Source organism: Kitasatospora sp. NPDC038210 (genome assembly GCF_055600605.1).
In genome coordinates this window covers 17,226-44,190 of record NZ_JBVJYK010000033.1, presented here as the reverse complement: position 1 = coordinate 44,190, position 26,965 = coordinate 17,226, and the positions used below count along the sequence as shown (strand labels likewise).

Sequence of the window (26,965 nt, the reverse complement as noted above, 5' to 3'; positions counted from 1 at the left end):
TTCCGTACGGCGCGTACCCTCTGTACGCTCAAACGCTCAAAACCCGAACCCCTATAGCGTGCCATGCGCCTGCCCCGGCTCAGGCACCGGAATACGGGTTGAGCGCACCGGCGGCCGTACGGCCCGGTCCGGCGCCGTGCGTTCCGCCTCCGCGGCGGCGTACTGCGGGTCCCGGCCGGCCGCCGTCAGGGCCCGCATCCGGGCCAGCCGCGGGCCCTCCGGCGCGGCCGGGGCGGCGTCGCGCGGCCACCGGGCGAGCAGCCGGGCGAAGGCCGCGGAGTGCCCGGCGCAGCGCACCAGCAGCCCGTCGGCGTCCGGCAGCGCGGCCGTCGTCCGGGCCAGCACCGCGCGGGCCCGGGCCGGCTTCTCGGCCGCGCAGTGCTCGGCCAGCCGCTCCACGACGGCGGTCAGCACCGCCGGGTCGGTCTCGGAGGCGAGCAGGGTGTCCAGCAGTTCGCAGCGCAGCGCGTCCGCCGCCGGGTCGGCCACCGGGACGGACAGCACCTCGGCGAACGGCCGCCGCACCGCCGCCGCACCGGCGGCCAGCGCGGCGCCGAGCAGCACCCGCAGCTCCAGCCGGTCGGCCGGGCCGGCGCCGGACGCGCGCGCCAGCCGGCGGCCGAGGTAGTCGACGGCGACCGGGCCGGCCAGTCCCGGGTGCGCGCCCAGCAGCCGGGCGGCCAGTTCGGTGCCCCGCCGCACGGCCACCGGCGCCGAGGCGTCGGCCAGCACCCGCAGGGTCTCGGCGGTGGCCGGGTCGGGCGCGGCCAGCCGGTCGGCGAGCGCGGCCAGGACGGGCCCCGGGTCGCTCTCCAGGGCCGGGGCCAGCGCGCTCGGGGTGAGGAAGGCGTCGCCGCCCGCGCGGTGCAGCGCGAGCGCGGCCGGCAGGTACTCGGCCCGGGTCGCCGGATCGCCGACCAGCAGCGCCAGCGCCGCACCGTGCAGGCCGGGCTCGTCCTCGCGGGCGAGCAGGGTCAGCGCGGCGAAGCGCAGCAGGTCCGCCGCGGCACCGGTCGCGTACGGGGCGGTCCGCAGTGCGTGCACGGCCGCGGCGACGTGCCGCTCGGGCCGCCGGTCGTGGCTCCAGCGGTCCACCGCGCGGCAGAGCGCGGACGGCTCCTCGGCGGCGAGCACGGTGAGCAGCGCGTCCGCCCTCGGGTGCGCGGCGTCGGCCAGCGCGTCGACCAACTCGTCCAGGGCGAACCACCGGTGGGTGTGCAGCAGGTCGTGCGCGAGGTCGGCGACGCCGGGGCACCCGTGGGCGCCCGGGCGGCCCGGCAGCCCGCGCGGGTCCTCGAACCAGGCGCAGAGCAGGGGGAACACCGTGACCGGGTCGCTCCGCAGCCGCCCGGCCACCGCGGCGAGGTAGCGCCGGCCGGGGCCGTCGGCGACCACCAGCCGTCGCAACAGGTCGAGTTCGACCTCGACCGGCAGGCCGAGGCCGGTCCAGAACGCCGGGCCGAAGGAGCCGAGCCCGGTGGCCGGGAGCACCGCCGCCCCGCCCGCCGCGGCGGCCCGCTCGGCGATCCGGCCGGCCAACTGGTCGAGCAGCGCCCGGTGTTCGACCGGATCGGGGCTGGCGGCCAGGCCGGCAGTGAGCAGCCGCCCCGCCCACCAGGCGGGGTCGCTGTCGGGCGGGCGCAGGTCCAGTGCGCGCCAGATCCGGTGCAGCCACGGGTCCAGCGCGGGGGCTCCCCAGGTCTCGCCCACCCGGCGCAGCGCGGCGGCGACCGGGCCGATCCGGTGCCGCGGGACGGAGTTCGCCCCGGCGGCCCGGCCGCGCTCCGTCGGCGCCCCTGAGGGCGACGGGGGCGTGTCCGCGGCCTCGCCGAGCAGCAGCCGCAGCGCCGCGTCCAGGTCCAGGTGCAGGCCCTGCAGCCAGTCGGCGAACTCCCCGTGCGCGAACCGGAATCCGGGCCCGGCGGGGACGAACAGGCCCTCGGCGAGCACCGCCGTGGCCCAGCCGCCGTCGACCGGGAACAGCTCCTCGAAGCCGGCCCGGTCCAGGCCGCCGGGCTCGCTGCCGAGCATCCGCCGGGCCGCCTCGTGCACCCGGCCCGCCACGGCCGCCGCCAGTCGGCGCACCCGCCCGTGGCGCGGTCCCTGCGGCCGGGCCGCACTCCGGCGGTGCGCGCCGGGGCGGCGCGGCCGGCCGCCGTCGGCCAGCCGCTGGGCCACCCGCAGGCAGCGCAGGTCCAGGAAGGCGCCGAACAGCTCGCCGCGGCGCACCGGCCCGTCGCGCAGCCCCTCGGCCCACAGCTCCCCGGCCAGCCGGACGGCCAGCGGGTGCCGGGCGTCCTCGGCGGCGGCCGGGCGGCCGGACGGCAGCCCGTACCGGCGGCGCACCCGCTCGGCGGCCTCGACCGGCAGCGGACCGAGCCGCTGCCCGGCCAGGCTCGGCGCGCCAGGGCCGCAGCCGTCCATCCGGACGGTGGGGGCGCTGCTCAGGTCCCCGTCCGGGAGCGGCTCCCCGGCGCGCTCCGCACCCGCCGTGCCGCTGCCCCAGGTCTCGGCCGCCAGCCGCTCCCAGAGCTCCTCGCCGCAGGCGGTCACCAGCCGCGCCCCGCAGCCCGTGAGCCACTGCCCGGCGCCGCGCAGCCAGCGGGCGTCCAGCCGTGCCGGGGCCTCCTCCGGGCCGTCCAGCACGACCAGCAGCGGCCGTCCGGCCGCCACGCACAGCGCCGCGACCGGCTCGGGCGCCGGTGCCGGGATCTCCAGCTCGGCCGCCGCCGCGGCCAGCGCCCGCTCCACCGGTTCGGCCAGCGAGCGGTCCTCGGCGCGCAGGTCGGCGCCGCGCAGCCAGAGGGTGGGAAGCGGGCGGGCGGCGCCGGAACGGCGGGCGGCCAACGCGGCCAGTTCGGTGGAGCGCCCGCTGCCGGGGGCGCCGACCAGCGCGGTCACGGTCGCGGCCGGCTCGTCCCCCGTCAGGCCGTCCGGCCGGTCCACCCGGTCGGCGGCCAGTGCGGCCACCCGCCCCGGTCCGGCCCCGGCGCCGGCCAGTTGGGCCGCGGCCAGCCTCAGCACCCCGGCCAGGTTGAGCGCCGGGCCGTACGCGGGCACGGCCGCCGCGTTGCGCGCCAGCAGCCCGGCCAGCGCCTCGGCGACCTCCACCGCCCCGCCCGCGACCGCCACCGCCGGCAGCGACCCGCCGTGCTGCGGGCCCCGGACGGCGGGCGCGGCCAGCGCGACCACCGCCCCGCTGCGGGCGTCCAGCACCGGCGAGCCGGCCGGCACGGTGACGCCGCCGACCACCGGCACGTCCAGCAGCAGCACCCCACCCAGCCGGTGCCCGCCGTACCCCGCGCCGGTGACCCCGAGCAGCCCGCAGCGCAGCACGACCGCCCGGCCGTCGTCGCCCGCCAGCGCCGGCAGCAGCACCTCGTGCCCGCCCCCGACGGCGGCCGCCGGCAGCGGCGGCACCGGCAGCCCGCCGACCGCGTCGGTGCGCAGCAGCGCGAGCCCGTGCTCGGGCAGCGGCAGGACGGCGTCCGGGCCGAGCACCCGGGTCTGCCCGCCGGGCGTGTGCAGGACGACGCGGTCCAGCCCGGCCACGCTCTCGTGCGCGGTGAGCACCCCGCCCTGCGGGTCGGCGACGAACCCTAAGCCGTGCAGCCGCCCGTTGAGGTCGCGGATCCGCAGCAGGTACCGCCCCGGATCGCCCTCCGGAAACCCCGACATGAATGCCCCTTCGACCGTCGCTCGCTCACCGCCGGGAGCCTGCCCGCCGGGGCGGCGCGCCGACCGCGCCCACGCCGCTCACCACGGGCGTTCACCTCGTGCGCTCCCTCGTGCGGGTGATCCGGTCCGACCGGAGGGTCCCCCGGAACGGGACATCCCCGCCGGGAGTCCCGGCGGGGATGTCGCGCAGTACTGGAGCTGCGGGCGGCGGTGGAGCCGCGGGCGGCGGTGGGGCGTCAGCCGACGAAGACCGCGACCGGCTTCGCCTGCCCGCCCTTCTCCTCGACCAGGGCGAGGAAGCGCCCGTCCGGGCCGAACACCGCGATCGGCCCGTCCACGCCCAGCCCTGGCGCCTTGAGCCGCGCGCCGTGCGACAGCTTCTGCGCCGAGGCCTCGTCCAGGTCCCAGCGCGGGAAGGCGGCCGCCGCGGCCGCCGCGATCGGCAGCACCTCCAGGCCCGTGGCGGAGTCGCCGGTGACCGCCGCCTCCAGCTGTTCCAGGGTGCGCGCCGACTCCACCCCGTACGGCCCGACCTTGGTGCGCCGCAACGCGGTCAGGTGCCCGCCGACGCCCAGCCCGGCGCCGAGGTCCCGGGCCAGCGCCCGGATGTAGGTGCCGGAGGAGCACTCGACGGTCACGTCCAGGTCGATCACCGGCGTGCCGTCCTCGGCGACCGCCGCGCGCTGGTCGTGCACGGTGAAGGAGTGGATCGTGGTCGGCCGGGCCGCGAGCTCGAAGTCCTCGCCCTCGCGCACCCGGGCGTACGAGCGCTTGCCGTCGATCTTGATCGCGCTGACCTTGGAGGGCACCTGCATGATCTCGCCGGTGAGCGCCGCGATCCCGGCGTCGATCGCCTCCCGGGTGACGGCGTCGGCCGGGGTCGAGGCGGTGACCTCGCCCTCCCGGTCGTCGGTGACGGTGGTCTGGCCGAGCCGGACGGTCGCCTCGTACGTCTTGGCGGTGAGCATCAGGTGGCCGAGCAGCCGGGTGGCCCGCTCGACACCGATCACCAGCACGCCGGTGGCCATCGGGTCCAAGGTGCCCGCGTGCCCGACCTTCCGGGTCCCGGCCAGCCACCGCAGCTTGGCGACGACCCCGTGGGAGGTGATGCCCTCGGGCTTGTCGACGATCACCAGGCCGTCCGGGCCGGTGCCTTTGCGCTTCATCGGGTTCTTTCTCTGAAAACTTCGGAATACGTCAGCAGGTGGTCAACGTACCGGGCGCAGTGCGCACCGGAACCGCTCGACCACGGCGGCCACGTCCTCCCGGACGCTGAATCCGGCCGCGTAGACGTGCCCCCCGCCGCCCAGTTCGGCACAGGCCGCGGCGACGTCCACCGCGCCCTTGGAGCGCGAGGAGCCGCGCAGCGTGCCGTCCGGGTCCTGCTTGAGCACCAGCGCCACCTCGGCCTCGGCCGGGCGGCGCACGATGTCGATCAGCCCCTCGATCTCCTCGACCGTGACGCTGAACAACGCCAGGTCCTGGTACGGCACCCAGGTCCACACCAGGCCGAGGCCGTCGGCCGCGTCCGGCTCGTAGACGGCCCGGTCGAGCGCGCCCGCGAGCACCTTGAGGTACCCGAAGGAGGAGGTGTCCCACAGCTGCCGGGAGATCAGGTCGTGCCGGATGCCGGTGGCCAGCAGCCGGCCGGCGAGTTCGTGGGTGGCGGGCGTGGTCGCCCGGTACTTGAACGAGCCGGTGTCGGTGGCGACGCCGGTGTAGAGGCAGGCGGCGAGGTCCCGGTCGAGCTCGACGCCGAGCCGGCGCAGCAGTTCGTCGACCAGCACGGCGGTGGCCGGCGCGGTCGGGTCGATCAGCTGGTGCGTGCCGAAGCCCGGGTTGGAGGCGTGGTGGTCGAACACCACCAGGACGGGCGCGGCGAAGGCCTTGTCGTGCAGCAGGCCGAGCCGGCTCTCCGCGGCCACGTCGAAGCAGAGCACCAGCTCGGGCACGTCCGGCACCTCGGCGGCCGGCACGATCAGCTCCTGGCCGGGCAGGAAGGCCAGCGACTCGGGCACGACCTGCGGGTCGTCGCCGAAGGAGACCCGCACCTGCTTGCCGAGCGCGCGCAGCGCCAGCGCCGCCGCGAGCGAGGAGCCGAGCGCGTCGCCGTCCGGGCAGATGTGGCAGATCAGGTCGATCGAGCGGGCCCGCCCGATCTCCGCCACCACCTGCTGCCAGACCAGCTCGAACCCGCTCTCCTCGGCGCGCGGCCCCGGGAGCGCCGCGAGGGCACCCTCCACCGTGATGGTGGAGGGCGCCCCCGTGGTCGATCCGGTTCGCGAGGCGGCCTTCGCCGGCTCACCCGCCATGACTACTCGTCCTCGTCGTCACGCTCGGACGCCGGGACCCGGTACGGGTCCGCGTCGCCGGCGTAGGTCGCCCCGGCGGCCTGAGTGCGCACCTCGGCGTCGGAGTGCCGGGCGCGGTCGAGCAGGTCGTCGATGTTCCGGGCGTTGTCCGGCAGCGCGTCCGCGACGAAGGTCAGCGTCGGGGTGAAGCGCACCCCGATCTTTCCGACCTCGGAGCGGATGACGCCCTTGGCGCTCTCCAGCGCGGCCGCGGTGGCCTGGCGCTCGGTCTCGTCACCGAAGACGGTGTAGAAGACGGTGGCCTCGCGCAGGTCGCCGGTCACCCGCGTGTCGGTGATGGTCACGAACCCCAGCCGGGGGTCCTTGATCCGCCGCTCCAGGGTCTGGGCGACGACCACCTGGATGCGGTCGGCGAGCTTGCGCGCCCTTGCGGTGTCGGTCACGTTGCCTCCTCGTGCAGTGGGCCCGGTACCCGGGCGAGCTGCGCACCCGTCGGGGCCCAAGCCCCAAAGTACCGGCCCGCGCCCGGCCTTGCGGGCGCTCTCGGTCCTGATCTGTGTGAGAACGGCGACTTCCGCCGACCGGCTCCACAGCTCTCATTCGTCGTCGTCGTTGTGGTACCTCCTCCTCGCGGAGAGGAGTTGCACCTCGGGGCGGCCGGCGACCAACCGCTCACAGCTGTCCAGGACCTCGGTGACGTACCCGGCTTCGCCGGACACCACCGCGAGGCCGATCTCGGCCCGGCGGTGCAGATCCTGGTTCCCGGTCTCGGCAGCGCACACGCTGTACTTGCGCTGCAGTTCGGCCACGATGGGCCGCACGATCGAACGCTTCTCCTTGAGCGAGTGGACATCGCCCAGCAGCAGGTCGAAGGTGAGTGTTCCCACGAACATGTGTGACAGGTCTCGCCGACCTGGAAGGCCTCGGGGAGCAGCCCGGAACCGGGCTGCTGCCGCTACGTCTGACTACCCCGGACCCTACACAGCGAGACCGGGGCCGGTCGACGGAAATACCACCCGTCGACCGGCCCCGGCTGACACCGACTAGGCGCGCGGCTTCTCGCGCATCTCGTAGGTCTCGATGATGTCGTCGACCTTGATGTCGTTGAACGACCCCAGGGTGACACCGGCCTCGAAGCCCTCGCGGACCTCGGTCGCGTCGTCCTTGAAGCGGCGCAGACCCTCGATGGAGAGGTTCTCCGCCACGACCTTGCCGTCGCGCAGCAGGCGGGCCTTGGCGTTGCGGCGGATGATGCCGTCGCGGACCAGGACACCGGCGATGTTGCCGAACTTGGAGGAGCGGAAGACCTCGCGGATCTCCGCGGCGCCGAGGCGCACCTCCTCGTACTCCGGCTTGAGCATGCCCTTGAGGGCGTTCTCGATCTCCTCGATCGCCTGGTAGATGACCGAGTAGTACCGGACGTCCACGCCTTCCTTCTCGGCCGCGGTACGCGCACGGCCTTCGGCGCGCACGTTGAAGCCGATGATGATGGCGTCCGAGCCCATCGCCAGGTCCACGTCGGACTCGGTGATGGCACCCACACCGCGGTGCAGGACCCGGAGTTCGACCTCCTCGCCCACGTCCAGCTTGACGAGGGCGTCCTCAAGGGCCTCGACCGAACCGGAGACGTCACCCTTGATGATGAGGTTGAGCTGCTCGATGGAGCCGGCGGCGATGGCCTTGTCCAGGTCCTCCAGGGACACCCGGACCCGACGCTGCGCGAAGGCGGCGTTGCGGTCGCGGGCCGAGCGCTTCTCGGCGATCTGGCGCGCGGTGCGGTCCTCGTCGACGACGATGAAGCTGTCGCCGGCGCGGGGCACCGAGGTGAGACCGAGCAGCAGCACCGGGCGGGACGGACCGGCCTCGGTGAGGTTGTTGCCGTTCTCGTCCAGCATCGCGCGGACGCGGCCGTAGGCGTCGCCCACGACGATCGAGTCGCCGACGCGGAGGGTACCGCGCTGCACGAGCACGGTCGCCATGGCGCCGCGGCCCTTGTCCAGGTGCGCCTCGATGGCGATACCCTGCGCGTCCTGCTCGGGGTTGGCCCGCAGGTCCAGCGAGGCGTCCGCGGTCAGGACCACGGCCTCCAGCAGCTGGTCGATGTGCAGGCCCTGGCGCGCGGAGATGTCGACGAACATGGTGTCGCCGCCGTACTCCTCGGCCACCAGGCCGAACTCGGTCAGCTGACCGCGGACCTTGGTCGGGTCGGCGCCCTCGACGTCGATCTTGTTGACGGCGACCACGATCGGCACACCGGCGGCCTTGGCGTGGTTCAGCGCCTCGACCGTCTGCGGCATGACACCGTCGTTGGCCGCGACCACCAGGATCGCGATGTCGGTGGACTTGGCACCACGGGCACGCATGGCGGAGAACGCCTCGTGACCCGGGGTGTCGAGGAAGGTGATCGGACGCGGCTCGCCGTTCACCTCGGTGACCACCTGGTAGGCACCGATGTGCTGGGTGATGCCACCGGCCTCGCCGGCCACCACGTTGGACTTGCGGATGGCGTCCAGCAGGCGGGTCTTACCGTGGTCGACGTGACCCATGACGGTGACGACCGGCGGGCGCGGGGCCAGCTGGTCCTCGTCGCCCTCGTTGGCGCCGAAGTCGATGTCGAACGACTCCAGCAGCTCGCGGTCCTCGTCGTCCCGGCTGACGATCTCCAGCTGGAAGCCCATCTCGTCGGCCAGCAGCTGCAGCGTGGCGTCGGAGACCGACTGGGTCGCGGTGACCATCTCACCGAGGTTGAACATGACGGAGACGAGCGCGGCCGGGTTGGCGTTGATCTTCTCCGCGAAGTCCATCAGCGAGGCGCCGCTCGACAGGCGAACGGTCTGGCCGTTGCCGCGAGGCAGCATCACACCGCCGACGGACGGGGCCTGCATGGCCTCGTACTCCTGGCGCTTCGCCCGCTTCGACTTGCGACCGCGCGCCGGGCGACCGCCCGGGCCACGACCGAAGGCGCCCTGCGTGCCACCACGGGCACCCGGGCCGCCGGGACGACCGCCGAAGCCGCCGGGACGCGGGCCGAAGCCGCCGCCGCCACCCGGGGCACCGCCACCGGGACGCGGACCGCCGAAGCCGCCGCCACCCGCCGGACGCGAGCCCGGACCGGCCGGACGACCCTGGAAGCCCGGACGGGCGCCACCGGCACCCGGACCACCCGGACGGCCACCGGGGCCACCCGGGCCACGGCCACCCGGACCCGGACGCGGGCCGGCCGGACGCTGCGGCATCATGCCCGGGTTCGGGCGCGGCATGCCGGACGGGGTCGGGCCACCGGGACGCGGCGCAGCCGGACGCGGCATGCCGTCGGGACGCGGAGCACCACCCGGACGGGGGGCACCGGCACCGGGACCACCGGCCGGACGCGGACGGTCGCCACCCGGACGGGGAGCACCCGCACCGGGACCACCCGGACGCGGAGCACCCGGACGGGGAGCACCGGCACCGGGACCACCGGCCGGACGCGGACGGTCGCCACCCGGACGGGGAGCACCCGCACCGGGACCACCGGCCGGACGCGGACGGTCGCCACCCTGGGCGCCCTGGCGACGGTCGCCGGGGCGACCCATGCCGGTGGCGCTGCCCGAGGTGAACGGGTTGTTGCCCGGACGCGGGCCGGCCGGACGCGGGCCCGGACGGGCGCCGCCGGAGGCCTGGCCGCTCGGGCGCGGGGCCTGGGCGGCGGGACGCGGGGCGTCACCGGCCGGAGCCGGCGAGGAGAACTCGGCCGCGGGCGCGGCCGGGGCCGCCGGAGCCGCCGGGGCGGCGGGGCGCGCAGCCGGGCGCGGGCCCGGAGTCGGCGCACCCGGACGCGGGGCAGCGGGGGCGGGGGCGGCCGGAGCGGCGGGAGCCGATCCGGCAGCGGGACCTGCGGTCTGTGCGGGGCGGGGACCAGGGGTCGCGCCAGGGCGCGGACCCGGGGTCGGAGCACCCGGCTTGGGTGCACCCGCGGCACCAGCCGCGGGCTGGGGCGCCGCGGGCTTCCGCGGGCCAGGCTTGGCAGCGCCACCACCGGTGGGGGCCACACCAAGCGCGTCAGTCAGCTTGCGCACGACCGGCGCCTCGATCGTCGAGGACGCCGAACGGACGAACTCACCGAGCTCGGTGAGCTTGGCCATGACGGCCTTGCTCTCCAAGCCAAGCTCCTTGGCGAGTTCGTAAACCCGGACCTTAGCCACTTCACTCCTGTCTATGAGTCCGGGGGTCTCGTCCGCCGGACTGTCGCTACTTCATGGGCGTACCCATCGCGTACTCATCGCGTACTCATCGAGTGCTCATCGCAATCTCGACCTACTTCCACATCGCGAGGTACCTGACTGGTGGCACGGCGCGCGGCTTCCCGAACGCTGTGCTTGTTGCGGTGGTTCTTCCGCCGCGTGGAGCGGCGGTCGTCGCGGGAGGTGGCCCGCCTAAGAGGCTCCGCCTACCCGCTCCCCGATGAACTCGCGGAGCCGCTCCGTGTCGAGCGCGCCCTGGAGCCGGAAGGCCCGGGGGAACGCCCGACGGCGGACCGCGAGGTCGAGGCAGGCCGGTTCGGGGTGCAGGTGAGCGCCCCGGCCCGGCAGTGCGCCACGGGGATCGGGGACGCACTCGCCCTCGACCGCCGTGACACGCAACAGCTGGTGCTTGGCCGCTCGCTTGCGGCAGCCCACGCAGGTGCGTTCCGGGCGTGCTCGGACGTGCGTCCGGCCAGACGAAGGCAAGTCTACCCCTCCGAAGCGACATGGCGCCGCCCCGCAGATCCCGGGGGACCCGCGGGGACGGCTGTGACAACACGCACGACCGGTCGGGCTATTCCCGGCCGCCGTCCTCCGACTGGCCCTCGGTGTCCGGCCGGATGTCGATCCGCCACCCCGTGAGACGGGCTGCCAGACGGGCGTTCTGCCCCTCCTTGCCGATCGCCAGCGACAGCTGGTAGTCCGGCACGATCACCCGGGCGGAACGCTGGGCGGCGTCCACGATCTCCACGCTGGTCACCCGCGCGGGGGACAGCGCCGCGGCGACCATCTCGCGGGGGTCCTCCGACCAGTCGACGATGTCGATCTTCTCGCCGTGCAGCTCGCCCATCACGGCGCGGACCCGGGAGCCCATCGGACCGATGCAGGCGCCCTTGGCGTTCAGCCCGGCCCGGCGGGACCAGACCGCGATCTTGGTGCGGTGGCCGGCCTCGCGGGCGATGGCGGCGATCTCCACGCTGCCGTCCGCGATCTCCGGGACCTCCAGCGCGAACAGCTTCTTCACCAGGTTGGGGTGGGTGCGCGACAGCGTCACCGATGCCCCGCGGACGCCGCGGCGGACCGCCACCACGTAGCACTTCAGTCGGGTGCCGTGCCGGTAGTCCTCGCCCGGGACCTGCTCCTGCGGCGGCAGGATGGCCTCCAGCTTGCCGATGTCGACCAGCACGTTCTTCGGGTCGTTGCCCTGCTGGACGACACCGGTGACGATGTCGCCCTCCTTGCCCGCGTACTCGCCGAAGGTCTGGTCGTCGGCGGCGTCGCGCAGGCGCTGCATCATCACCTGGATGCCGATGCTGGACGCGATCCGGCCGAAACCGTTCGGGGTGTCGTCGAACTCCTTCGGCTCGACGCCCTCGTCCAGCTCCGTCGGGTCCTCCATGGCCCACACGGTGACGTGGCCGCTCTTGCGGTCCAGGTGCACCCGGGCGCGGCGGCGCGAGCCCTCGGTGCGGTGGTACGCGGTGAGGAGGGCGGACTCGATGGACTCGACCAGCAGGTCGAAGGGGATGTTCTTCTCGTTGACCAGCGTGCGCAGGGCACTCATGTCGATGTCCACGGCTACGCCTCCTCGTCTTTCGTCACGTTCGTCATGGTCGTACGGCACCCGGGGGTCACTCGGCGCCGTCGTCCCCCTCGTCGAAGTCGGCGGCCTCGTCCAGGAGCTTCTCGTCGTCCTTGCGGTTGAACTCGACCTGGACCCGTGCCCGGGCCACCTCGCCGTACTCCAGACGGCGCTCCTTCGGGCGGCCGCGCCCCTTCACCGGCTGCACCTCGACCAGCGCGCCGTCCTCGTCGGCCTCCAGCACCCGGGCGACGATCTCCCCGCCGTCGACCAGGTGGATCGCGGCCAGCCGGCCCTCGGCCCGCTGCCAGTGCCGGGGCAGCACCAGCGGGCGCTCCGCACCCGGCGAGCCGACCTCCAGCAGGTAGGCGTCGTCCCCCATCAGGTCCGACTCGTCCAGGGCCTCGCCGACCACCCGGCTGAACTCGGCGATGGTGTCCATGTCCACGCCGCCGTCGGTGTCGACGTCGATCTGCACCTGCCGGCGGCTGCCCGCCTTGGTGACCCTGACGTCCTCCAGGTCCAGTCCGGCCTGTGCGGCCAGCGGCTCCAGCAACGCTCGCAGCCGGTCGGTGTGGGTGGTGCTCATCCGGGTGGACTCCTCGGCCGCGTCTGCTGTTGTCAGAAGGTCGCCCCGCGCCCTCGGCGCCACACCGGGTCACGGCAGCTCGGCCCAAAGCCTAGCCGGTGAAGCCCCCAACCACCGATTCCGGACCACCCCCGACCGCTCGCACGCCACCCACTGCGAGCAAGCTCACACGTGCCCACCCGGGGCCCGGTGTACCCGAACCGGGCCACGGAACGTGGGGATTCTGTAATCATTCACGCCAACGAGGTCCGGCGGGGAGGCCGTCCTCCCGTACACGCCCCGGAGTGACCCCGATGCAGCCGCACAGCCGACGGACCTTCCTGGCCCTCGGACTGCTCACCCTCACCGCCTGCACCGCCGACCACACCGGCCCCGCCTCCGGCACCGGGGGCCTGCGCCCCGACCCGGACACCCCCGTCCGCCTCCGCGCGATCGCCGCCACCGACGCCCTCCTCGCCGGGTACGACACCCTGCCCCCGCCGCCCGGCGTCCGGAGCGCCGACCTCCGCGCGGAGGTCGCCCGGCAGCGCGCCGCCCTCGCCGAAGGCCTGACCGCCGCGGCCGTCCCCTCGCCGCCCGTGACCACCGCTCCCACGTCCACCGCTCCCTCCTCCGCCGGTCCCACCCCCGCCGGTCCCGGCCTGGCCGAGCTGGAGCGCAGGACCGGCGAGTCCCGCCTCGCCGACCTGGACGCCGCGAGCCCGTCCCTCGCCCGTCTGCTCGCCTCCGCCGCCGCCGCCAACGGCGTCCACGCGGCGGTCCTGGGCGCCCCGGCCCCGCCGGCGCCCGCCCGCGCCACCGCCTCCCCCTCGGCCACCCCCGCGCCGAGCCCCACCCCCGCGGCCCTCACCGCGCTCCAGAACGCCCTCGGTGCCGAACACGCCGCGGTCTACGGCTACGGCGTCGTCGGCGCCCACCTGCCCGGGGACCCCCGACTCGCCGACGCCCGCACGGCCTACGCCGCCCACCAGGCCCAGCGCGACAGCTGGCAGCGCCTGGTCTCCGCCCTCGGCGCCGCCCCCACCCCCGCCGCCGGCGGCTACCGGCTGCCCTTCCCGGTCGCCTCCGCCGCGGACGCCGCCGGGCTCGCCGCCCATCTCGAAACCCGCCTGACCACCGTCTACGCCGACCTGGTCGCCGCGGTCCCCGCCCCGCACCGGCTCACCGCCGCCCTCGCCCTGCGTGACTGCGCCCTCCGCGCCCACCGCTGGGGCGCCCCCGACCAACCCTTCCCGGGCGTCCAGGACCGGGCCCCTACCCCCTCGCCCACCGCCGGCTGAGGACCGGGAACCGCGACACCCGCCCGCCCGAGCACCCCGCCCGCGCCGCCGAAGCCCGACAATGGACCCATGTCGGGAGCCGCACCCACCATCACCGTCCCCACCTGGCTGACGGACACCGTCACCGCCACGCAGGGCGAAGCGGGCCGCCAGTGGCTCGCCGCCCTCCCCGCCCGGGCGGCCGCCCACCTCGCCGCCTGGGACCTCACCCTGGAACGCGTCCTCGACCCCGGCGGCAGCCTGAGCCTGGTCGCGTACGTCCACCGCGACGACCTCTCACCCGCCGTCCTCAAGGCCGGCCTGCTCACCCCCGAGACCGCCCACGAGCACGCGGCCCTCACCCACTGGGCCGGCCGCGGAGCCGTCCTCCTCCTCGACGCCGTCCCCTCCGAGGGCGTGCTCCTCCTGGAACGCCTGCACGGCGAGATCCCGCTGCGCTCCCTCGCCGAGCCCAAGGCCATGCTGGAGGCCACCAGCCTGCTGCACCGGCTCTGGGTGGAACTCCCCGGGGAACACCCCTTCCCCACCCTCGCCCAGCGGGTCGCCGCCACCGCCGACCGGGTCGTGGAGCAGCGCGCCCACCCCGCCGCCGCGGAGGCGCAGGCCCTGGTGGACGAGGCCCTGGAGACCGCCCGGAGCCTGGCCGACTCCGCCGAGGAGTCCTTCCTGCTGCACGGCGACTTCCACCACGGCAACGTCCTCGCCGCCGACCGCGCCCCCTGGCTGGCCATCGACCCGCGCCCCGTCGTCGGCGAGCGCGCCTACGACCTGGCCCGCCTCGTGCTGGACCGCGCGGACACCCTGCTCGGCTCCCCCGGCCTCCCCGCCGCCGTCCGCCGGCGCCTCCACCAGCTGTCCGACGCGCTCGACGTGGACCAGGAGCGTCTGCGCGGCTGGGCCCTCTTCCGCTCCGTCGACCTGGCGCTGCGCTCCCTCGCCGCGGACCGCCGCGAGGACGCCGAACTCCACCTCGAACTCGCCGGCTCGCTCTGACCGCGCTCCGTCCGGGCGGCCCCTCAGCCCCCCGACCGCCGCAGCGGCAGCCGGGCCCCCATCACCGCGTACAGCCGCTCCGTCGCCGGGAAGCGCACCGCCCGCGCCAGGTCCTGGTACCCGAGCGCCCGGTACAACCGCCGCGCCGGCGTCTCCGCGTCGATCGCCGACAGGATGCTGCGGTCCAGCCCCGAGCGCTCGCACAGCGTCCGGATGAGCCGCGAACCGACGCCCTGCCCCTGGAACTCCGGCAGCACGTGCAGTTCGGTGACGGCGAAGGCGCCGTCCAGCCAGTCCGCGTGCCCCCGGACGGTCAGGTAGGGCTCGATCACCGTGCTCCACCAGTGCTCGCGCTGGTTGGGCATCCCGTACCCGAAGCCGACCAGCCGCCCCTCGCTCATCGCGCCGAGCGCGATCACCCCCGGCTGCTGGGCGTGCCGCCCGACGATGTGCAGCCGTACCGCGACCTCCTCGGGCGTCAGCCCGAACGCCACCGCCTGGACCTCCAGCGCCTGCGGCGCCCAGGCCGCAAGGTCGATGGCCCCGATCGTCACCCCGGTCAGCTGATCCATGCTCCGGACGTTACTACCAGCGGCCCCGCGACGCGGCGGAAGATCCGAACACGGCGGTCCGGTGCGGACGACGGCCTCAGAACAGCACGCTCATGAACGCCCCGACCTCCCGGAACCCCACCCGGCGATAGGCCGCCCTGGCCCGCAGGTTGAAGTCGTTGACGTACAGCGACACCACGGGCGCCACCTCACGCAAAGCGATGTCCAGGACGGCCGCCATCCCCGACTTCGACAGCCCCCGGCCCCGGTGCTCCGGCGCGACCCAGACGCCCTGGATCTGGCAGGCGCCCTGCGTCACGGCCCCGATCTCCGCCTTGAAGACGACCTGCCCGTCCTCCCCGAACCGCGCGAAGGACCGCCCGGTGGAAACGAGTTCGGCGACCCGGGCCTGGTAGAGCAGCCCGCCGTCCCCCGCCAGCGGCGACACCCCGACCTCCTCGGTGAACATCGCCACGCAGGCCGGCATCAGCGTCTCGACCTCGTTGCGGTGCACCCTGCGGACCAGCGGATCCGGTGCGATCTCCGCCGACGGCACCGAGGTGGCCAACAGCGGCTGGTGGCCGCGGACTTCACGTGCCGGGCCCCAACTGCGCTCCAGCAGCGCCCAGAACCTCGCGGTGGCCTCGGCCGGCCCGACGATCGAGGAGCAGCGCCGCCCCTGCCGGCGGGCCCGCTCGGCGAAGGCCGCGACCGCCTCCGGCCCGGCGTCGACCAGGACCAGGTTCGCCCCGGCGTAGCAGAGCGCGTCCAGCGCGCCGTCCCCGTCGTACCAGCCCCACATCTCCCCGCCGAGCCGCCACGGGTCGAGCCCGACGGCCTCGACGCGGGTCGCGACGAAGGCGTTGGCGACCGGGTCGCGGTGGAGGATCTCCAGGGCGTCCGCGAGGTCGGGCGGCTCCAGCACCCGGGTGGTGGCCAGGGCCCGGGCGGCCTGGAAAGAGCTCGGGAGCATCACACCTCGATCGAGCATCGAGACAGCACCTCACTGAGACGACTCTGGCCGCACCCTACTCCGTGGCCCCACCCGGCTACGGCTGCGGGGCCGTCCACGAACGGACGGCCCCGCTTCCGGAAGACTTCACGCGGGCATCCCCGCGCCATCAGGACACGCTACGGGTTCACTCGCCCGCGACGACGGTCGGCGCCCCCGCCTCGACGCCGGCCGCCTGCATCTGCTCGGCGAGCTTGAGCGCCTCCTCGATCAGGGTCTCGACGATCTTCGACTCGGGGACGGTCTTGATGACCTCGCCCTTGACGAAGATCTGGCCCTTGCCGTTGCCGGAGGCGACGCCCAGGTCGGCCTCGCGCGCCTCGCCCGGGCCGTTCACGACGCAGCCCATGACCGCCACCCGCAGCGGCACCTCCATGCCCTCCAGGCCGGCGGTGACCTCCTCGGCGAGCTTGTAGACGTCCACCTGGGCGCGGCCGCAGGACGGGCAGGAGACGATCTCCAGGCCGCGCTCGCGCAGCCCGAGCGACTCCAGGATCTGGTTGCCGACCTTGATCTCCTCGGCCGGCGGGGCGGAGAGCGAGACCCGGATGGTGTCGCCGATGCCCTCGGCCAGCAGCGCGCCGAAGGCGACCGCCGACTTGATGGTGCCCTGGAAGGCCGGACCTGCCTCGGTCACACCGAGGTGCAGCGGGTAGTCGCAGGCGGCGGCGAGCTGGCGGTAGGCGTTGATCATCACGACCGGGTCGTTGTGCTTGACCGAGATCTTGATGTCGCGGAAGTCGTGCTCCTCGAACAGCGAGCACTCCCACAGCGCGGACTCGACCAGCGCCTCCGGGGTGGCCCGGCCGTACTTCTCCATCAGGCGCTTGTCGAGCGAGCCGGCGTTGACGCCGATCCGGATCGGGATGCCCGCGTCCTTGGCGGCCTTGGCGATCTCGCCGACCTTGTCGTCGAAGGCCTTGATGTTGCCCGGGTTGACGCGCACGGCCGCACAGCCGGCGTCGATCGCCGCGAAGACGTACTTCGGCTGGAAGTGGATGTCCGCGATGACCGGGATCTGCGACTTCTTGGCGATGATCGGCAGCGCGTCGGCGTCGTCCTGCGAGGGCACGGCGACCCGGACGATCTGGCAGCCGGACGCGGTGAGCTGGGCGATCTGCTGCAGCGTGGCGTTGATGTCCGAGGTCACGGTGGTGGTCATCGACTGCACCGAGATCGGGGCGTCGCCGCCGACCGGCACGTTGCCGACCATGATCTGCCGGGAGTGCCGGCGCTTGGCGAGCGGCTTGAGCGGCAGGGACGGAATACCGAGCGAGATCGCGGTCATGTGCGCAGGGTTCCCCGGGGTAGAGGTGTGGTCGACCGCCCGGCCGCTGGGACGGCCGAGGCCGGGTGCGCTGACGTCGCGCACCCGGCCTCAACGGTACGGCACGGCAACGGGCCCCAGCACACCCGCCGTACCCGAACGCCCTAGCTGATCTTCACCGGGTTCACCAGGTCGGCGACCATCACCAGCAGCGTGAAGCCGATGAAGATGCTGGCCACGACGTACGCCACCGGCATCAGCTTGGCGACGTCGAACGGGCCCGGGTCGGGCCGCTTGAACAGCTGTGCGAACCGGCGGCGGACCGCCTCCCAGACCGCGCCGGCGATGTGGCCGCCGTCCAGCGGGAGCAGCGGCAGCATGTTGAAGAGGAAGAGCGACAGGTTGATGCCGGCCAGCAGGTTCACGAAGAACGCGATCCGCTGGGTGCCGGGGATGTCGAGCGAGAAGACCTCGCCGCTCACCCGGGCGGCGCCGACCATGCCGATCGGCGAGTCAGGATCGCGCGGGGCGTCGCCGACGACGGCGTTCCACAGCCCGGGGATCTTGCCCGGCAGGGCGACCAGCGACTTCACCCCGCCCTCGGCCATGTCGTACATCCGGTCGAGCGACTGCCCGAAGCCCAGCCGGACGACACCACTCGCCGGAGTGAATCCGAGGAACCCGGCCTGGATGGTCTGGCCCTTGATCGGGACGTTGTTCCCGTCGTACTTCTGGACGTCGTTGACGGCGATGGTCGGGTTGAGGGTGACCTGCTGCCCGTCCCGCTGGACCACCACGGGGACGGTCCGCCCGGCCGACCGGCGGATGTCCGCCTGGAGCTGGTCGTAGGTGCGGATCCGGTCGCCGTCGAAGGAGACGATCTTGTCCCCGGCCTTCAGCCCGGCCTGCGCGGCCGGCGTCTGCGGGGCGCCCTCCGGGCAGTTGTCGGTCGGCTGTCCCGCCTTGACCACGCACTGCGCGACGGTGCTGACCGTCGGCACGTTCATGGAGACGCCGAAGCCCATCATGACGGTCAGGAAGAGCCCGAACGCCAGGACCAGGTTCATGAACGGCCCGGCGAACATGACGATGACGCGCTTCCAGGGCTTGCGGGAGTAGAAGAGCCGGTGCTCGTCACCCTCCTGGAGCTCCTCGTAGGACGCCTCGCGGGCGTCCTCGATCATGGTCCGCCAGGGCGAGCTGCTGCGCTTGGTGATCCGGCCGTCATCACCCGGCGGGAACATCCCGATCATGCGGATGTACCCGCCGAACGGGATCGCCTTGATGCCGTACTCGGTCTCGCCCTTGCGGCGCGACCAGAGGGTCGGGCCGAAGCCGACCATGTACTGCGGCACCCGGATGCCGAACAGCTTGGCCGTGGAGAGGTGGCCGAGTTCGTGCCAGGCGATCGAGATGAGCAGCCCGATGACGAAGACCAGGATGCCGACCACCGTCAAAACCGTTGCCACCGCTGGTCCTCCGTCATGCCGCTCCGCTCATCGTCTCGTCCTACCGCTATCGAGGCCGTCAGTCCGCCGTCGGCCGACCGTCAGCCGGCCGCCAGCTCGCGGGCCCGGGCGCGCGCCCAGTCCTCCGCGTGCAGGACGTCCTCCACCGTCAGGGAAGTTCCCGGGGCCGCCGACCGACCGTCCTGCTGTCCGTGCTCGGCCACGACCTTGGCAACAGTGTCCACGATTCCGGTGAAGGCGAGGCGGCCCTTCAGGAATGCCTCCACACACTCCTCGTTCGCCGCGTTGAACACGGCCGGGGCGGTACCGCCCAGGGTGCCCACCTCGCGCGCCAGCTCCACCGCCGGGAACGCCTCGTCGTCCAGCGGGAAGAACTCCCAGGTGGCGGCCTTCGTCCAGTCGCAGGCGGGGGCGGCGTCCGGCACCCGGTCCGGCCAGCCCATGCCCAGCGCGATCGGCATCCGCATGTCCGGCGGGCTGGCCTGCGCCAGCGTCGACCCGTCGGTGAACTCCACCATCGAGTGCACCACCGACTGCGGGTGGACCACGACCTCGATCCGGTCGAACGGCACGTCGTACAGCAGGTGCGCCTCGATCACCTCCAGGCCCTTGTTGACCAGGGTGGCCGAGTTGATCGTGACCACCGGGCCCATCGCCCAGGTCGGGTGCGCCAGCGCGTCCTGCGGGGTCACCCCGGCCAGCTGCTCACGGGTGCGGTTGCGGAACGGGCCGCCGCTGGCGGTGACCACCAGCTTGCGCACCTCGGCACGGGTCCCGCCGGCCAGCGCCTGGAACAGCGCCGCGTGCTCGGAGTCCACCGGCACGATCTGGCCCGGCTTCGCCACCGCCTTCACCAGCGGACCGCCGACGATCAGCGACTCCTTGTTGGCCAGCACCAGCACCCGGCCGGCCGCCAGCGCGGCCAGCGTCGGCCGCAGGCCGATCGACCCGGTGATGCCGTTCAGCACCGAGTGGCACTCCACGGCGGCCAGCTCGGTCGCCGCGTCCGGGCCCGCCAGCACGGCCGGCAGCGGACGGCCCGCCGCCTTCGCGGCCAGCGCCTCGCGCAGCGCCGGCTCGGCCGCGGGATCGGCCACCGCCACGGTGTGCACGCCCAGCTGCAGCGCCTGCTCCGCCAGCAGCTCCACCCGGCCACCGGCCGCCGACAGGGCGACCACCCGGAAGCGGTCCGGGTTGCGGAGGACCACGTCGACGGCCTGGGTGCCGATCGACCCGGTGGAACCGAGGATCACCAGCTCCCGGGGGCCGGAGGGGTCCGCCACGGTGGGCGTGAAGCGCAGCTGCGGGTGGGCGAGCGAAGTCATGGGCCCATTGTGTCCTGTCCGCGACCGCACCGGTCCCCGGCACCTCCCGGGTGCTCCCCGGGCTTCCCCTCGCGGCCCCGGGGGCCGCCCCCGGGCTTCCCCAGGACGAGGCGGCACCCCCGGGCTACCGTCGGAGCCATGCGCACCGTCATCGCCGGGGGCCACGGACAGATCGCGATGGAACTGGAACGGCTGCTCGCCGCACGCGGCGACCGCCCCGCCGGGATCATCCGCCGCCCCGAACAGGCCAGGGACCTGATCGACGCCGGAGCCGAGCCGCTGCTGCTCGACCTGGAGGCCACCACCGCCCCGCGGCTCGCCGAACTGCTCACCGACGCCGACGCGGTGGTCTTCGCCGCCGGAGCCGGACCGGGCAGCGGCGCCGCCCGCAAGAACACCGTCGACCGCGACGCCGCCGTCCTGCTCGCCGACGCCGCCGAAATCGCCGGCGTCCGCCGGTACGTGATCGTCTCCTCGATGGGCGCCGACGCCGCCGCCCACCACCCCGCCGACGAGGTCTTCGAGACCTACCTGCGCGCCAAGGGCGCCGCCGACGACGCGGTACGGGCCCGGACCGCGCTGGACTGGACGGTGCTGCGCCCGGGGCGGCTCACCGACGGCCCCGGCACCGGCCTCGTCCGGCTGGCCCCCTCGGTCGCCCGCGGCGCGGTGGACCGGGCCGACGTGGCCGCCGTCCTGGCCGCCCTGCTGCACGAACCCGGCACCGCCGGACTCACCCTGGAGCTGGTCGCCGGGAACGCCACCGTCGAGGAGGCCGTCGCCGCCGCGGCCGGGCACGGCGGCTGAACGCGCACAGGGCCCGGTTCGTCGAACCGGGCCCTGCGTCAGCGGATCACTCGATCGGTCGATCGGTCGGCCGGATGGCCGGATGGCCGGATGGCCGGTCGGCCGGTCGGCCGATTCAGCGATCGGCCGATTCAGCGGTCGAACCGACCGACCGGGGTCGAGTCGATCAGAGGTCGAGGCCGGTCAGGACCAGCACCTTCTCGACCGTGTAGTCGTCCATGGCGTACTTGACGCCCTCACGGCCGACGCCGGAGTCCTTCACGCCGCCGTACGGCATCTGGTCGGCGCGGTAGGACGGCGCGTCGCCGATGATCACACCGCCGACCTCCAGCTCCCGGTGGGCGCGGAAGGCGGTCTGCACGTCGTGCGTGAACACGCCCGCCTGCAGGCCGAACGCGGAGTCGTTGACGGCGGCGAAGGCCTCGTCCACGCCGTCCACCTTGTGCAGCGACAGCACCGGGCCGAACACCTCGGCCGTGGCCAGGATCGCGTCCTCGGGCAGCTCGGCCAGCACGGTCGGGGCGTAGGTCGCGCCCTCGCGGGTGCCACCGGTCAGCACCTTGGCACCCTTGGCGACCGCGTCCTCCACCCAGGACTCCACGCGCTTCGCGGCGTTCTCGTCGACCAGCGGGCCGACGTCCGTGGCGGAGTCGTTCGGGTCACCGGTGACCTGCGCCTTGACCTTGGCCACGACCTTCTCCACCAGCGCGTCGTACACCGACGCGTCGGCGATCACCCGCTGCACCGAGATGCAGGACTGGCCGCCCTGGTAGTTGGCGAACATCGCGATCCGGGTGGCCGCCCAGTCCAGGTCGGCCTCCGAGGACCAGTCCGCGAGGACCACGGCCGCGGCGTTGCCGCCCAGCTCCAGGGTGCAGTGCTTGCGCGGCACCGAGTCCATGATCTGGTAGCCGACCTTGTCCGAACCGGTGAACGAGATCACCGGCAGGCGGTCGTCCTGCACCAGCGCCGGCATCCGGTCGTTCGGGACGGTCAGGATCGACCAGGAACCGGCCGGCAGGTCCGTCTCGGCCAGGATCTCGCCCAGCACCATCGCGGACAGCGGCGTCGCCGGAGCGGGCTTCAGGACGATCGGGGCGCCGACCGCGATCGCCGGAGCGACCTTGTGGGCGACCAGGTTCAGCGGGAAGTTGAACGGGGCGATGCCCAGCACCACACCGCGCGGGAAGCGGCGCACCACCGCGAAACGGCCCACGCCGCCCGGGTCGGTGTCCAGCCGCATGGTCTCGCCGTTGGTGCGGCGCGCCTCCTCCGCGGCCCAGCGGAAGACCGACACCGCGCGGCCGACCTCGCCGCGGGCCCACTTGATCGGCTTGCCGTTCTCGGCGGTGATCAGCTGGGCGAGCTCCTCGGTGCGCTCCGCCAGCCGCTTGGCCACGTGGTCCAGGGCGGCGGCACGCTGGTGCGCCGGGGTCGCGGCGAACACCGGCAGCGCGGCGACGGCGGCGTCCAGCGCCTCCTCGACCTGGGCCTCGGTCGGGATGCTCACCTTGCCGACCAGACGGCCGTCCCAGCTGTTGTGCACCTCGAAGTCGGCGTCACCGCTCGCCCGGCGGCCGGCGAGCCAGAAATCGTACGTGGTGGTCACCGTGGTACCGGCCCTCTCCTCGTCGTCGTACGGCCCGCACGGACGTGGGACCAGAACCCGAGGGTAGGTGGGTCGGCGCGCCGACCGGATTGGCCGACTAGGAGCGTTCGGGTCCGGGGCCACTCCACCGCGTCCAGCGAAGCGCCCGATCGGGTGTTCGGGCGGCCCATCGGGCGGGTGTCCGCGCGGGCCCGGGGCGTGTGTCCGCGCGGGCCCGGGGCGGGTGTCCGCGCGGGCCTCGGACAGGGGGGCGGCAGGGCTTTCGGGCCGGTGCCGGCCGGGTGGTCTACTCCTCGCCGGAACGGAGGGCCAGCCAGAGCTCCATCCGCACGTCCGTGTCGTCCAGCGAGCGGCCCAGCAGCTCCTCGACCCGCCGCATCCGGTAGCGCAGCGTGTGCCGGTGCACCCCCAGGTCCGCCGCGGCCGCGTCCCACTGGCCGTGCCTGGACAGCCACGCCCGCAACGACGCCACCAGGTCACCGCGGGCCGTCCGGTCGTGCTCGCGCAGCGGCCGCAACAGCCCCTCCGCGAACGCCGTCACCGCGTCCTCCCCGAGCAGCGGCAGCAGCGAACCCGCGCCGACCTCCTCGTGGTCCACCGCCCGGCGGCCGCCGCGCAGCGCCACCGCCAGCGCCCGCTCGGCCTGCGCGTGCGCCGTCCCGGCCTCCTCCAGCGCGGCCGGAGCCGACACGCCCAGCGACAGGCCCTCGTGCTCCTCCACCGCACCCAGGCACGCCCGGTGCACCGCACCGTTGTCCAGCGCCAGCACCATCAGCCGCGGCCCGTGCGCGCCGTCCTCCCGCGCCACCAGCAGCTTCTCGCCCACCCGGGAACCCGCCTGCTCCGCCCGGTCGCCGAGCTCCCCGAGCGCCTCCGCGGCATCCGCGTTCCCCGCACCGGCACCCGCCACCAGGACCCGTATCGTCCCCTCCGGCAGACCGCCGAACAGCCCCGCCGCCACCTGCCGGGCCGTCACCACCTCACCCGCCAGCACCATCCGCAGCAGCGCGGCGCCCATCCGCTCCTCCGCCTGCCGCAGCTCGCGCGAGCGCTCCAGGGTGAGGGTCAACAGCGCCACCGCCGCGTTCAGCACGTACCGCTCGGTCGGCGTGATCCGGTCCTCGGTCCCGACCGCGAGGAAACCCCGCGCCCGCCGGTCCGCCCCCAGCGACTGGACCACCACGTAGTCCTCGTCCGCCGTGTCTATCCCCGGCGCGCGCCCCTGCAGCGCGGCACTCGACGGCGCCGGGCGCCGACGCAGCCGGTCCACCTCCGCCGCCAGCCGCCCGGCCCGACGCGCCGCCCAGTCCGGCGCCACCACCGACAGCGCGCCCGACCCGTCGTACAGCGCCGCCCAGCCACCCAGCCGCGCCGCCAACCGGCGCACCACGGCCGTCGTACCGTCCTTGCCCAGCGCCGCCCGGGTCAGCTCCTCCTGCGCCTCGAAGCTCGTCGTCACCGCCTCGTACTGCTCCGCGGCCAGCGCCGCCGACACCACCTTGCTGATCGCGATGAACGGCGTCGGCTCCGGCACCCGCAGCAGCGGCAGCCCCCGCTGCGCCGCCGCGTCCACCAGCGGCTGCGGCACCTCGGTGTGCGACAACCCCACCCCGAGCCCCAGCCCCACCACCCCGGCATCGGCCAGCCGGTGCACGTACGCCTGCAACTGCGCCGCCGTACGGCCCAGCTTGATACCGGTGGTGAGCAGCAGCTCGCCACCCTCCAGGAACGGCGTCGGGTCGTCCAGCTCACTGGTGTGCACCCAGCGGACCGGCCGCTCCAGGTGGTCCGCGCCGGCGAGGACCGTCAGATGGAGCGAGCTGTTGCGGACGACGGAGGCGAGTGTGGGGGGCATGGCACCTTCGAGGGATCGACCTGACCGCGCCATTGCGGCCGGGCGAGGAGAGGGGCGTGGGAATGGTGAGGGTCTCTCCCCTTCATTATGGACGCCCCGGACAACCGGCACTGCCGAATCCACCTCGAAGGCGACTTCCGCCCCGTCTCCCCGCCGCGCCCGGGGCCCGCCCGGGGCTCACCCCCGCAGGTCCACCAGCAACGGCGGCACCTGCTCCCCCGACACCGCCGTCAACGACACCACCGCGTGCCCCGCCGGCAACGCGTGCGCCAGGTCCGACGGCGACCACCGCAGCCGCTCCACGTCCCTCGTCGTCACCGACTCCGTCTGCGCCGTCGTCCCCGACAACGCCTTCCGCCCGACCCGCCCCGCCCGCCGTATCACCCCACCGGAGGTGTCGGGGGTGTGGGTGACCGCCGTCTCCTGCACCAGGTGCGTCCCCCAGGCCTCCGAGAACAGCCGCCCGTCCCATGGCGCGATCCCCGGGAACGCCATCCGGCAGCCAACAGCGCCGAACAGCGGCGCCCGCAGCGCCTCCGGCAGGTCCACCAGGGTGCGCAGCAACAGCACCGCGCCCGCGTTCGCACCGCGCATCCGCTGCAGCCCGCGCACCGCGGTGGCGTCCAGCGCCGCCGAGGCGTCGTCGACCACCAAGCCCGCGAACAGCGAACGGTCCTCGCGGGCCCCCGCCGCCTGGACGAACTGCCCCACGACCAGCCGGGACAGCATCCGGGCCACCTCGGGGTGGCTGCGCTCGGGCAGCTTCACCCGCACCCGCAGCGGATGGTCCAGCACCCGCATCGCGAACGGGGGCCGGCCGGTGCCGTCGGTCGTGAAGGCCCCCTCGAAGGCGGGCCGGTCCAGCAGCGCCAGCCGGTCCGCCAGCAGCGCCCCCGGGTCGTCCGCCCGGTCCCGCTGGCGCTCGCGGTACTCCAGGTCCCGCTCGTGCAGCGCCAGCCGGCCCGCCGTGCCGAGCGCCTTCACCAGGGCCGCCAGCGCGTCCGGATCACCGCCCAGCAGCGCCCGCAGCTCACGCACCCCCGGGTAGCGGCCGTACGCGGCGTGGAACGGTCCCACCACCTGCTGCAGCGCGGTGCGGGCGTTCTCCGCGCGGGCGGTCAGCTCTTCCGGCAGCAGCGCCTCGGCCAGCCGGGCGGCCGCCTCGTCCGGGTCCCGCGCGGCGCCGTAGAGGTCCAGCCCGTACACCGAGGACAGGTCGCCGGGCGCGATCACCACGTCGTACCAGGCGTCCGGGCCGAGATCGGCGTCGGCTGACCCGACCACCACCGCACACGCGGTGCCGGCCAGCGCCTGCAGGCACAACGCCTCCGCCACCGGCCGGGCCAGCCGCGCGGTCTTCCCCGTCCCGGCCGGGCCCACCGCCAGCACCGAGGTGCCCAGCAGCGCCGGATCCAGCGCGAAACCGGCCGCCCGGTGGCTCAACGGGTTCTTCGGCACGTCCTGCGCGGTACCGAGCCGGACCTGACCGAGCAGCAGATCGTGCTGCTCGGCGCGGCCGGGCAGCACACGCGCCTCGGAGGGGTGGGCGAAGGCCGCAGCACCGCGGGCGGCCACCTGCTCGGCGAAGGCCGGCACGAACACCGGGTCCGCCTGCGCGGACTCCCAGGCGCGCTGGATCCGCACGTAGTCGACGTCCCCCACGGTCTCCGCGTCGAGCCGCGCCGCCGCCTCGGCCGCGCCGCCCTGCCGCAGCCCGTCCCACGGGTCCTGCCGCCGCGCCGCCTCGGCCGCTGCCGGGGCGTCCTCCTCGGCGCGCTGCTCCTGCGTCACCGTCCGCGACAGCAGCGGCGCCGCGTACCGGCGCCACACCTCGGGCCAGCGGCCCATCCGGCCGAAGACCTTGATGACGATCCCCAGCACCAGGACGTTCAGCGTCAGGACCACCGACGTGGCGACGAAGGCCGACTGCGACGGAAGCACGCCGATCATCGTCGTACCGGCCGTGGCGAACTCGACCCCGTAGACGAAGGCCAGCCAAGCCACCACCGCGTTGAGCCCGGCCCGCAGCAGCAGCGGCCAGGTCTCGACCTTGGCCGCCTCCGACCGCTCCGGGTCGATCCGGCGGTAGCCGAGGCGGTAGACGCCCGGTTCGGCTTCGGGGCGGGGGGCGGAGGCCCAGGCGGGAAGGTCGAAGGAAGAGGCGGAGGCGCCGGGCCGTTGGTGGGGCAGGGGGGTCGGGGGTCTGGTGGTGGTGCGCTCGCCGTGGTGGTGTGACCCGTCCTGTGCCATGTACGGCCCCGCTCCCTCGCCCGCCCCGGCCCGACCGCCGTCGGTGCCGCCATACCCATGCCGCCGTACCGGCGACACGCCCGCGCTCAGGGTAGTGGAGCGGGGCCTGCGGGTAGTCGCGCAACCCGCGCTGGCCGCGCAGGACAAGTCGGACGGCGCACTG

Annotated in this window: 20 protein-coding genes; 3 read left to right on the top strand and 17 right to left on the bottom strand. The window is 74.6% G+C overall.

Annotation, left to right across the window (positions count from 1 at the left end):
* Positions 1–51 precede the first annotated feature (51 nt).
* The 9 genes from ACZ7KX_RS37810 to rimP form a co-directional block, all read right to left on the bottom strand.
* Positions 52–3,678 carry a serine protease gene (locus tag ACZ7KX_RS37810; RefSeq protein WP_470330474.1) on the bottom strand — a complete coding sequence of 1,209 codons (3,627 nt, stop codon included), beginning with the start codon at positions 3,676–3,678 and terminating at the stop codon, positions 52–54.
* A 236-nt stretch (positions 3,679–3,914) separates the two neighbouring features.
* Entirely contained in the window at positions 3,915–4,844 is a 930-nt protein-coding gene (gene truB, locus ACZ7KX_RS37805) for a tRNA pseudouridine(55) synthase TruB (protein ID WP_470330473.1), read from the bottom strand.
* A gap of 42 nt (positions 4,845–4,886) precedes the next feature.
* Positions 4,887–5,990 carry a DHH family phosphoesterase gene (locus ACZ7KX_RS37800; RefSeq protein ID WP_396552411.1) on the bottom strand — a complete coding sequence of 368 codons (1,104 nt, stop codon included), beginning with the start codon at positions 5,988–5,990 and terminating at the stop codon, positions 4,887–4,889.
* 2 nt (positions 5,991–5,992) lie between these two features.
* Entirely contained in the window at positions 5,993–6,433 is a 441-nt protein-coding gene (rbfA, locus tag ACZ7KX_RS37795; RefSeq protein WP_350525461.1) for a 30S ribosome-binding factor RbfA, read from the bottom strand.
* 153 nt (positions 6,434–6,586) lie between these two features.
* Positions 6,587–6,883, bottom strand: a complete 297-nt coding sequence (locus ACZ7KX_RS37790; RefSeq protein WP_030289887.1) for a DUF503 domain-containing protein — start codon at positions 6,881–6,883, stop codon at positions 6,587–6,589.
* Between the two features lie 150 nt (positions 6,884–7,033).
* Positions 7,034–10,174, bottom strand: coding sequence for a translation initiation factor IF-2 (infB, locus tag ACZ7KX_RS37785; protein ID WP_470330472.1), 3,141 nt, complete (start codon positions 10,172–10,174; stop codon positions 7,034–7,036).
* 231 nt (positions 10,175–10,405) lie between these two features.
* Positions 10,406–10,699, bottom strand: a complete 294-nt coding sequence (locus tag ACZ7KX_RS37780; protein WP_350525463.1) for a YlxR family protein — start codon at positions 10,697–10,699, stop codon at positions 10,406–10,408.
* Positions 10,700–10,787: 88 nt separating this feature from the next.
* Positions 10,788–11,789, bottom strand: coding sequence for a transcription termination factor NusA (gene nusA, locus ACZ7KX_RS37775; protein WP_350525464.1), 1,002 nt, complete (start codon positions 11,787–11,789; stop codon positions 10,788–10,790).
* 55 nt (positions 11,790–11,844) lie between these two features.
* Positions 11,845–12,384: a ribosome maturation factor RimP gene (rimP, locus tag ACZ7KX_RS37770; RefSeq protein ID WP_350525465.1), complete on the bottom strand. Its 540-nt coding sequence runs from the start codon at positions 12,382–12,384 to the stop codon at positions 11,845–11,847.
* A 293-nt stretch (positions 12,385–12,677) separates the two neighbouring features.
* Here rimP and ACZ7KX_RS37765 point away from each other — a divergent pair, with 293 nt between their 5' ends.
* Both ACZ7KX_RS37765 and ACZ7KX_RS37760 read left to right on the top strand, forming a co-directional pair.
* Positions 12,678–13,664, top strand: a complete 987-nt coding sequence (locus ACZ7KX_RS37765) for a ferritin-like domain-containing protein (protein ID WP_470330490.1) — start codon at positions 12,678–12,680, stop codon at positions 13,662–13,664.
* 69 nt (positions 13,665–13,733) lie between these two features.
* Positions 13,734–14,657: an aminoglycoside phosphotransferase family protein gene (locus tag ACZ7KX_RS37760; RefSeq protein WP_470330471.1), complete on the top strand. Its 924-nt coding sequence runs from the start codon at positions 13,734–13,736 to the stop codon at positions 14,655–14,657.
* Between the two features lie 23 nt (positions 14,658–14,680).
* Here ACZ7KX_RS37760 and ACZ7KX_RS37755 read toward each other — a convergent pair whose 3' ends face one another.
* From ACZ7KX_RS37755 to dxr, 5 genes are all read right to left on the bottom strand, one after another.
* The gene (locus tag ACZ7KX_RS37755) at positions 14,681–15,229 is read right to left on the bottom strand and encodes a GNAT family N-acetyltransferase (RefSeq protein WP_470330470.1); all 549 of its coding nucleotides are present in this window, start codon (positions 15,227–15,229) and stop codon (positions 14,681–14,683) included.
* Between the two features lie 76 nt (positions 15,230–15,305).
* The gene (locus ACZ7KX_RS37750; RefSeq protein ID WP_470330469.1) at positions 15,306–16,181 is read right to left on the bottom strand and encodes a GNAT family N-acetyltransferase; all 876 of its coding nucleotides are present in this window, start codon (positions 16,179–16,181) and stop codon (positions 15,306–15,308) included.
* A gap of 166 nt (positions 16,182–16,347) precedes the next feature.
* Positions 16,348–17,508, bottom strand: a complete 1,161-nt coding sequence (gene ispG / locus ACZ7KX_RS37745; RefSeq protein WP_470330468.1) for a flavodoxin-dependent (E)-4-hydroxy-3-methylbut-2-enyl-diphosphate synthase — start codon at positions 17,506–17,508, stop codon at positions 16,348–16,350.
* A 143-nt stretch (positions 17,509–17,651) separates the two neighbouring features.
* The gene (locus ACZ7KX_RS37740) at positions 17,652–18,956 is read right to left on the bottom strand and encodes a M50 family metallopeptidase (protein ID WP_470330467.1); all 1,305 of its coding nucleotides are present in this window, start codon (positions 18,954–18,956) and stop codon (positions 17,652–17,654) included.
* An 80-nt stretch (positions 18,957–19,036) separates the two neighbouring features.
* A complete protein-coding gene (gene dxr / locus ACZ7KX_RS37735) occupies positions 19,037–20,281 on the bottom strand; it encodes a 1-deoxy-D-xylulose-5-phosphate reductoisomerase (protein ID WP_470330466.1) in 1,245 nt (414 codons plus the stop codon).
* A 138-nt stretch (positions 20,282–20,419) separates the two neighbouring features.
* On the opposite strand from dxr, the gene ACZ7KX_RS37730 reads away from it, so the two are divergent.
* The gene (locus ACZ7KX_RS37730; RefSeq protein WP_470330465.1) at positions 20,420–21,088 is read left to right on the top strand and encodes an NAD(P)-binding oxidoreductase; all 669 of its coding nucleotides are present in this window, start codon (positions 20,420–20,422) and stop codon (positions 21,086–21,088) included.
* 166 nt (positions 21,089–21,254) lie between these two features.
* Here the strand turns inward: ACZ7KX_RS37730 and ACZ7KX_RS37725 are convergent, their stop codons facing one another.
* The 3 genes from ACZ7KX_RS37725 to ACZ7KX_RS37715 all read right to left on the bottom strand — a co-directional run bounded on the left by ACZ7KX_RS37725 (position 21,255) and on the right by ACZ7KX_RS37715 (position 26,802).
* Entirely contained in the window at positions 21,255–22,697 is a 1,443-nt protein-coding gene (locus ACZ7KX_RS37725) for an aldehyde dehydrogenase family protein (RefSeq protein ID WP_470330464.1), read from the bottom strand.
* A gap of 286 nt (positions 22,698–22,983) precedes the next feature.
* Positions 22,984–24,552, bottom strand: a complete 1,569-nt coding sequence (locus ACZ7KX_RS37720) for a PucR family transcriptional regulator (RefSeq protein ID WP_396552405.1) — start codon at positions 24,550–24,552, stop codon at positions 22,984–22,986.
* 177 nt (positions 24,553–24,729) lie between these two features.
* The gene (locus ACZ7KX_RS37715) at positions 24,730–26,802 is read right to left on the bottom strand and encodes an ATP-binding protein (protein ID WP_470330463.1); all 2,073 of its coding nucleotides are present in this window, start codon (positions 26,800–26,802) and stop codon (positions 24,730–24,732) included.
* Positions 26,803–26,965: the final 163 nt, after the last annotated feature.

What these genes read in the sequence shown, in the direction of transcription:
- ACZ7KX_RS37810 (WP_470330474.1), bottom strand. Translation starts at nt 3,678, where the DNA reads ATGTCGGGGTTTCCGGAGGGCGATCCGGGGCGGTACCTGCTGCGGATC.
- truB (WP_470330473.1), bottom strand. Translation starts at nt 4,844, where the DNA reads ATGAAGCGCAAAGGCACCGGCCCGGACGGCCTGGTGATCGTCGACAAG.
- ACZ7KX_RS37800 (WP_396552411.1), bottom strand. Translation starts at nt 5,990, where the DNA reads ATGGCGGGTGAGCCGGCGAAGGCCGCCTCGCGAACCGGATCGACCACG.
- ACZ7KX_RS37790 (WP_030289887.1), bottom strand. Translation starts at nt 6,883, where the DNA reads ATGTTCGTGGGAACACTCACCTTCGACCTGCTGCTGGGCGATGTCCAC.
- rimP (WP_350525465.1), bottom strand. Translation starts at nt 12,384, where the DNA reads ATGAGCACCACCCACACCGACCGGCTGCGAGCGTTGCTGGAGCCGCTG.
- ACZ7KX_RS37765 (WP_470330490.1), top strand. Translation starts at nt 12,678, where the DNA reads ATGCAGCCGCACAGCCGACGGACCTTCCTGGCCCTCGGACTGCTCACC.
- ACZ7KX_RS37760 (WP_470330471.1), top strand. Translation starts at nt 13,734, where the DNA reads ATGTCGGGAGCCGCACCCACCATCACCGTCCCCACCTGGCTGACGGAC.
- ACZ7KX_RS37755 (WP_470330470.1), bottom strand. Translation starts at nt 15,229, where the DNA reads ATGGATCAGCTGACCGGGGTGACGATCGGGGCCATCGACCTTGCGGCC.
- ACZ7KX_RS37750 (WP_470330469.1), bottom strand. Translation starts at nt 16,181, where the DNA reads ATGCTCCCGAGCTCTTTCCAGGCCGCCCGGGCCCTGGCCACCACCCGG.
- ispG (WP_470330468.1), bottom strand. Translation starts at nt 17,508, where the DNA reads ATGACCGCGATCTCGCTCGGTATTCCGTCCCTGCCGCTCAAGCCGCTC.
- dxr (WP_470330466.1), bottom strand. Translation starts at nt 20,281, where the DNA reads ATGACTTCGCTCGCCCACCCGCAGCTGCGCTTCACGCCCACCGTGGCG.
- ACZ7KX_RS37730 (WP_470330465.1), top strand. Translation starts at nt 20,420, where the DNA reads ATGCGCACCGTCATCGCCGGGGGCCACGGACAGATCGCGATGGAACTG.
- ACZ7KX_RS37720 (WP_396552405.1), bottom strand. Translation starts at nt 24,552, where the DNA reads ATGCCCCCCACACTCGCCTCCGTCGTCCGCAACAGCTCGCTCCATCTG.
- ACZ7KX_RS37715 (WP_470330463.1), bottom strand. Translation starts at nt 26,802, where the DNA reads ATGGCACAGGACGGGTCACACCACCACGGCGAGCGCACCACCACCAGA.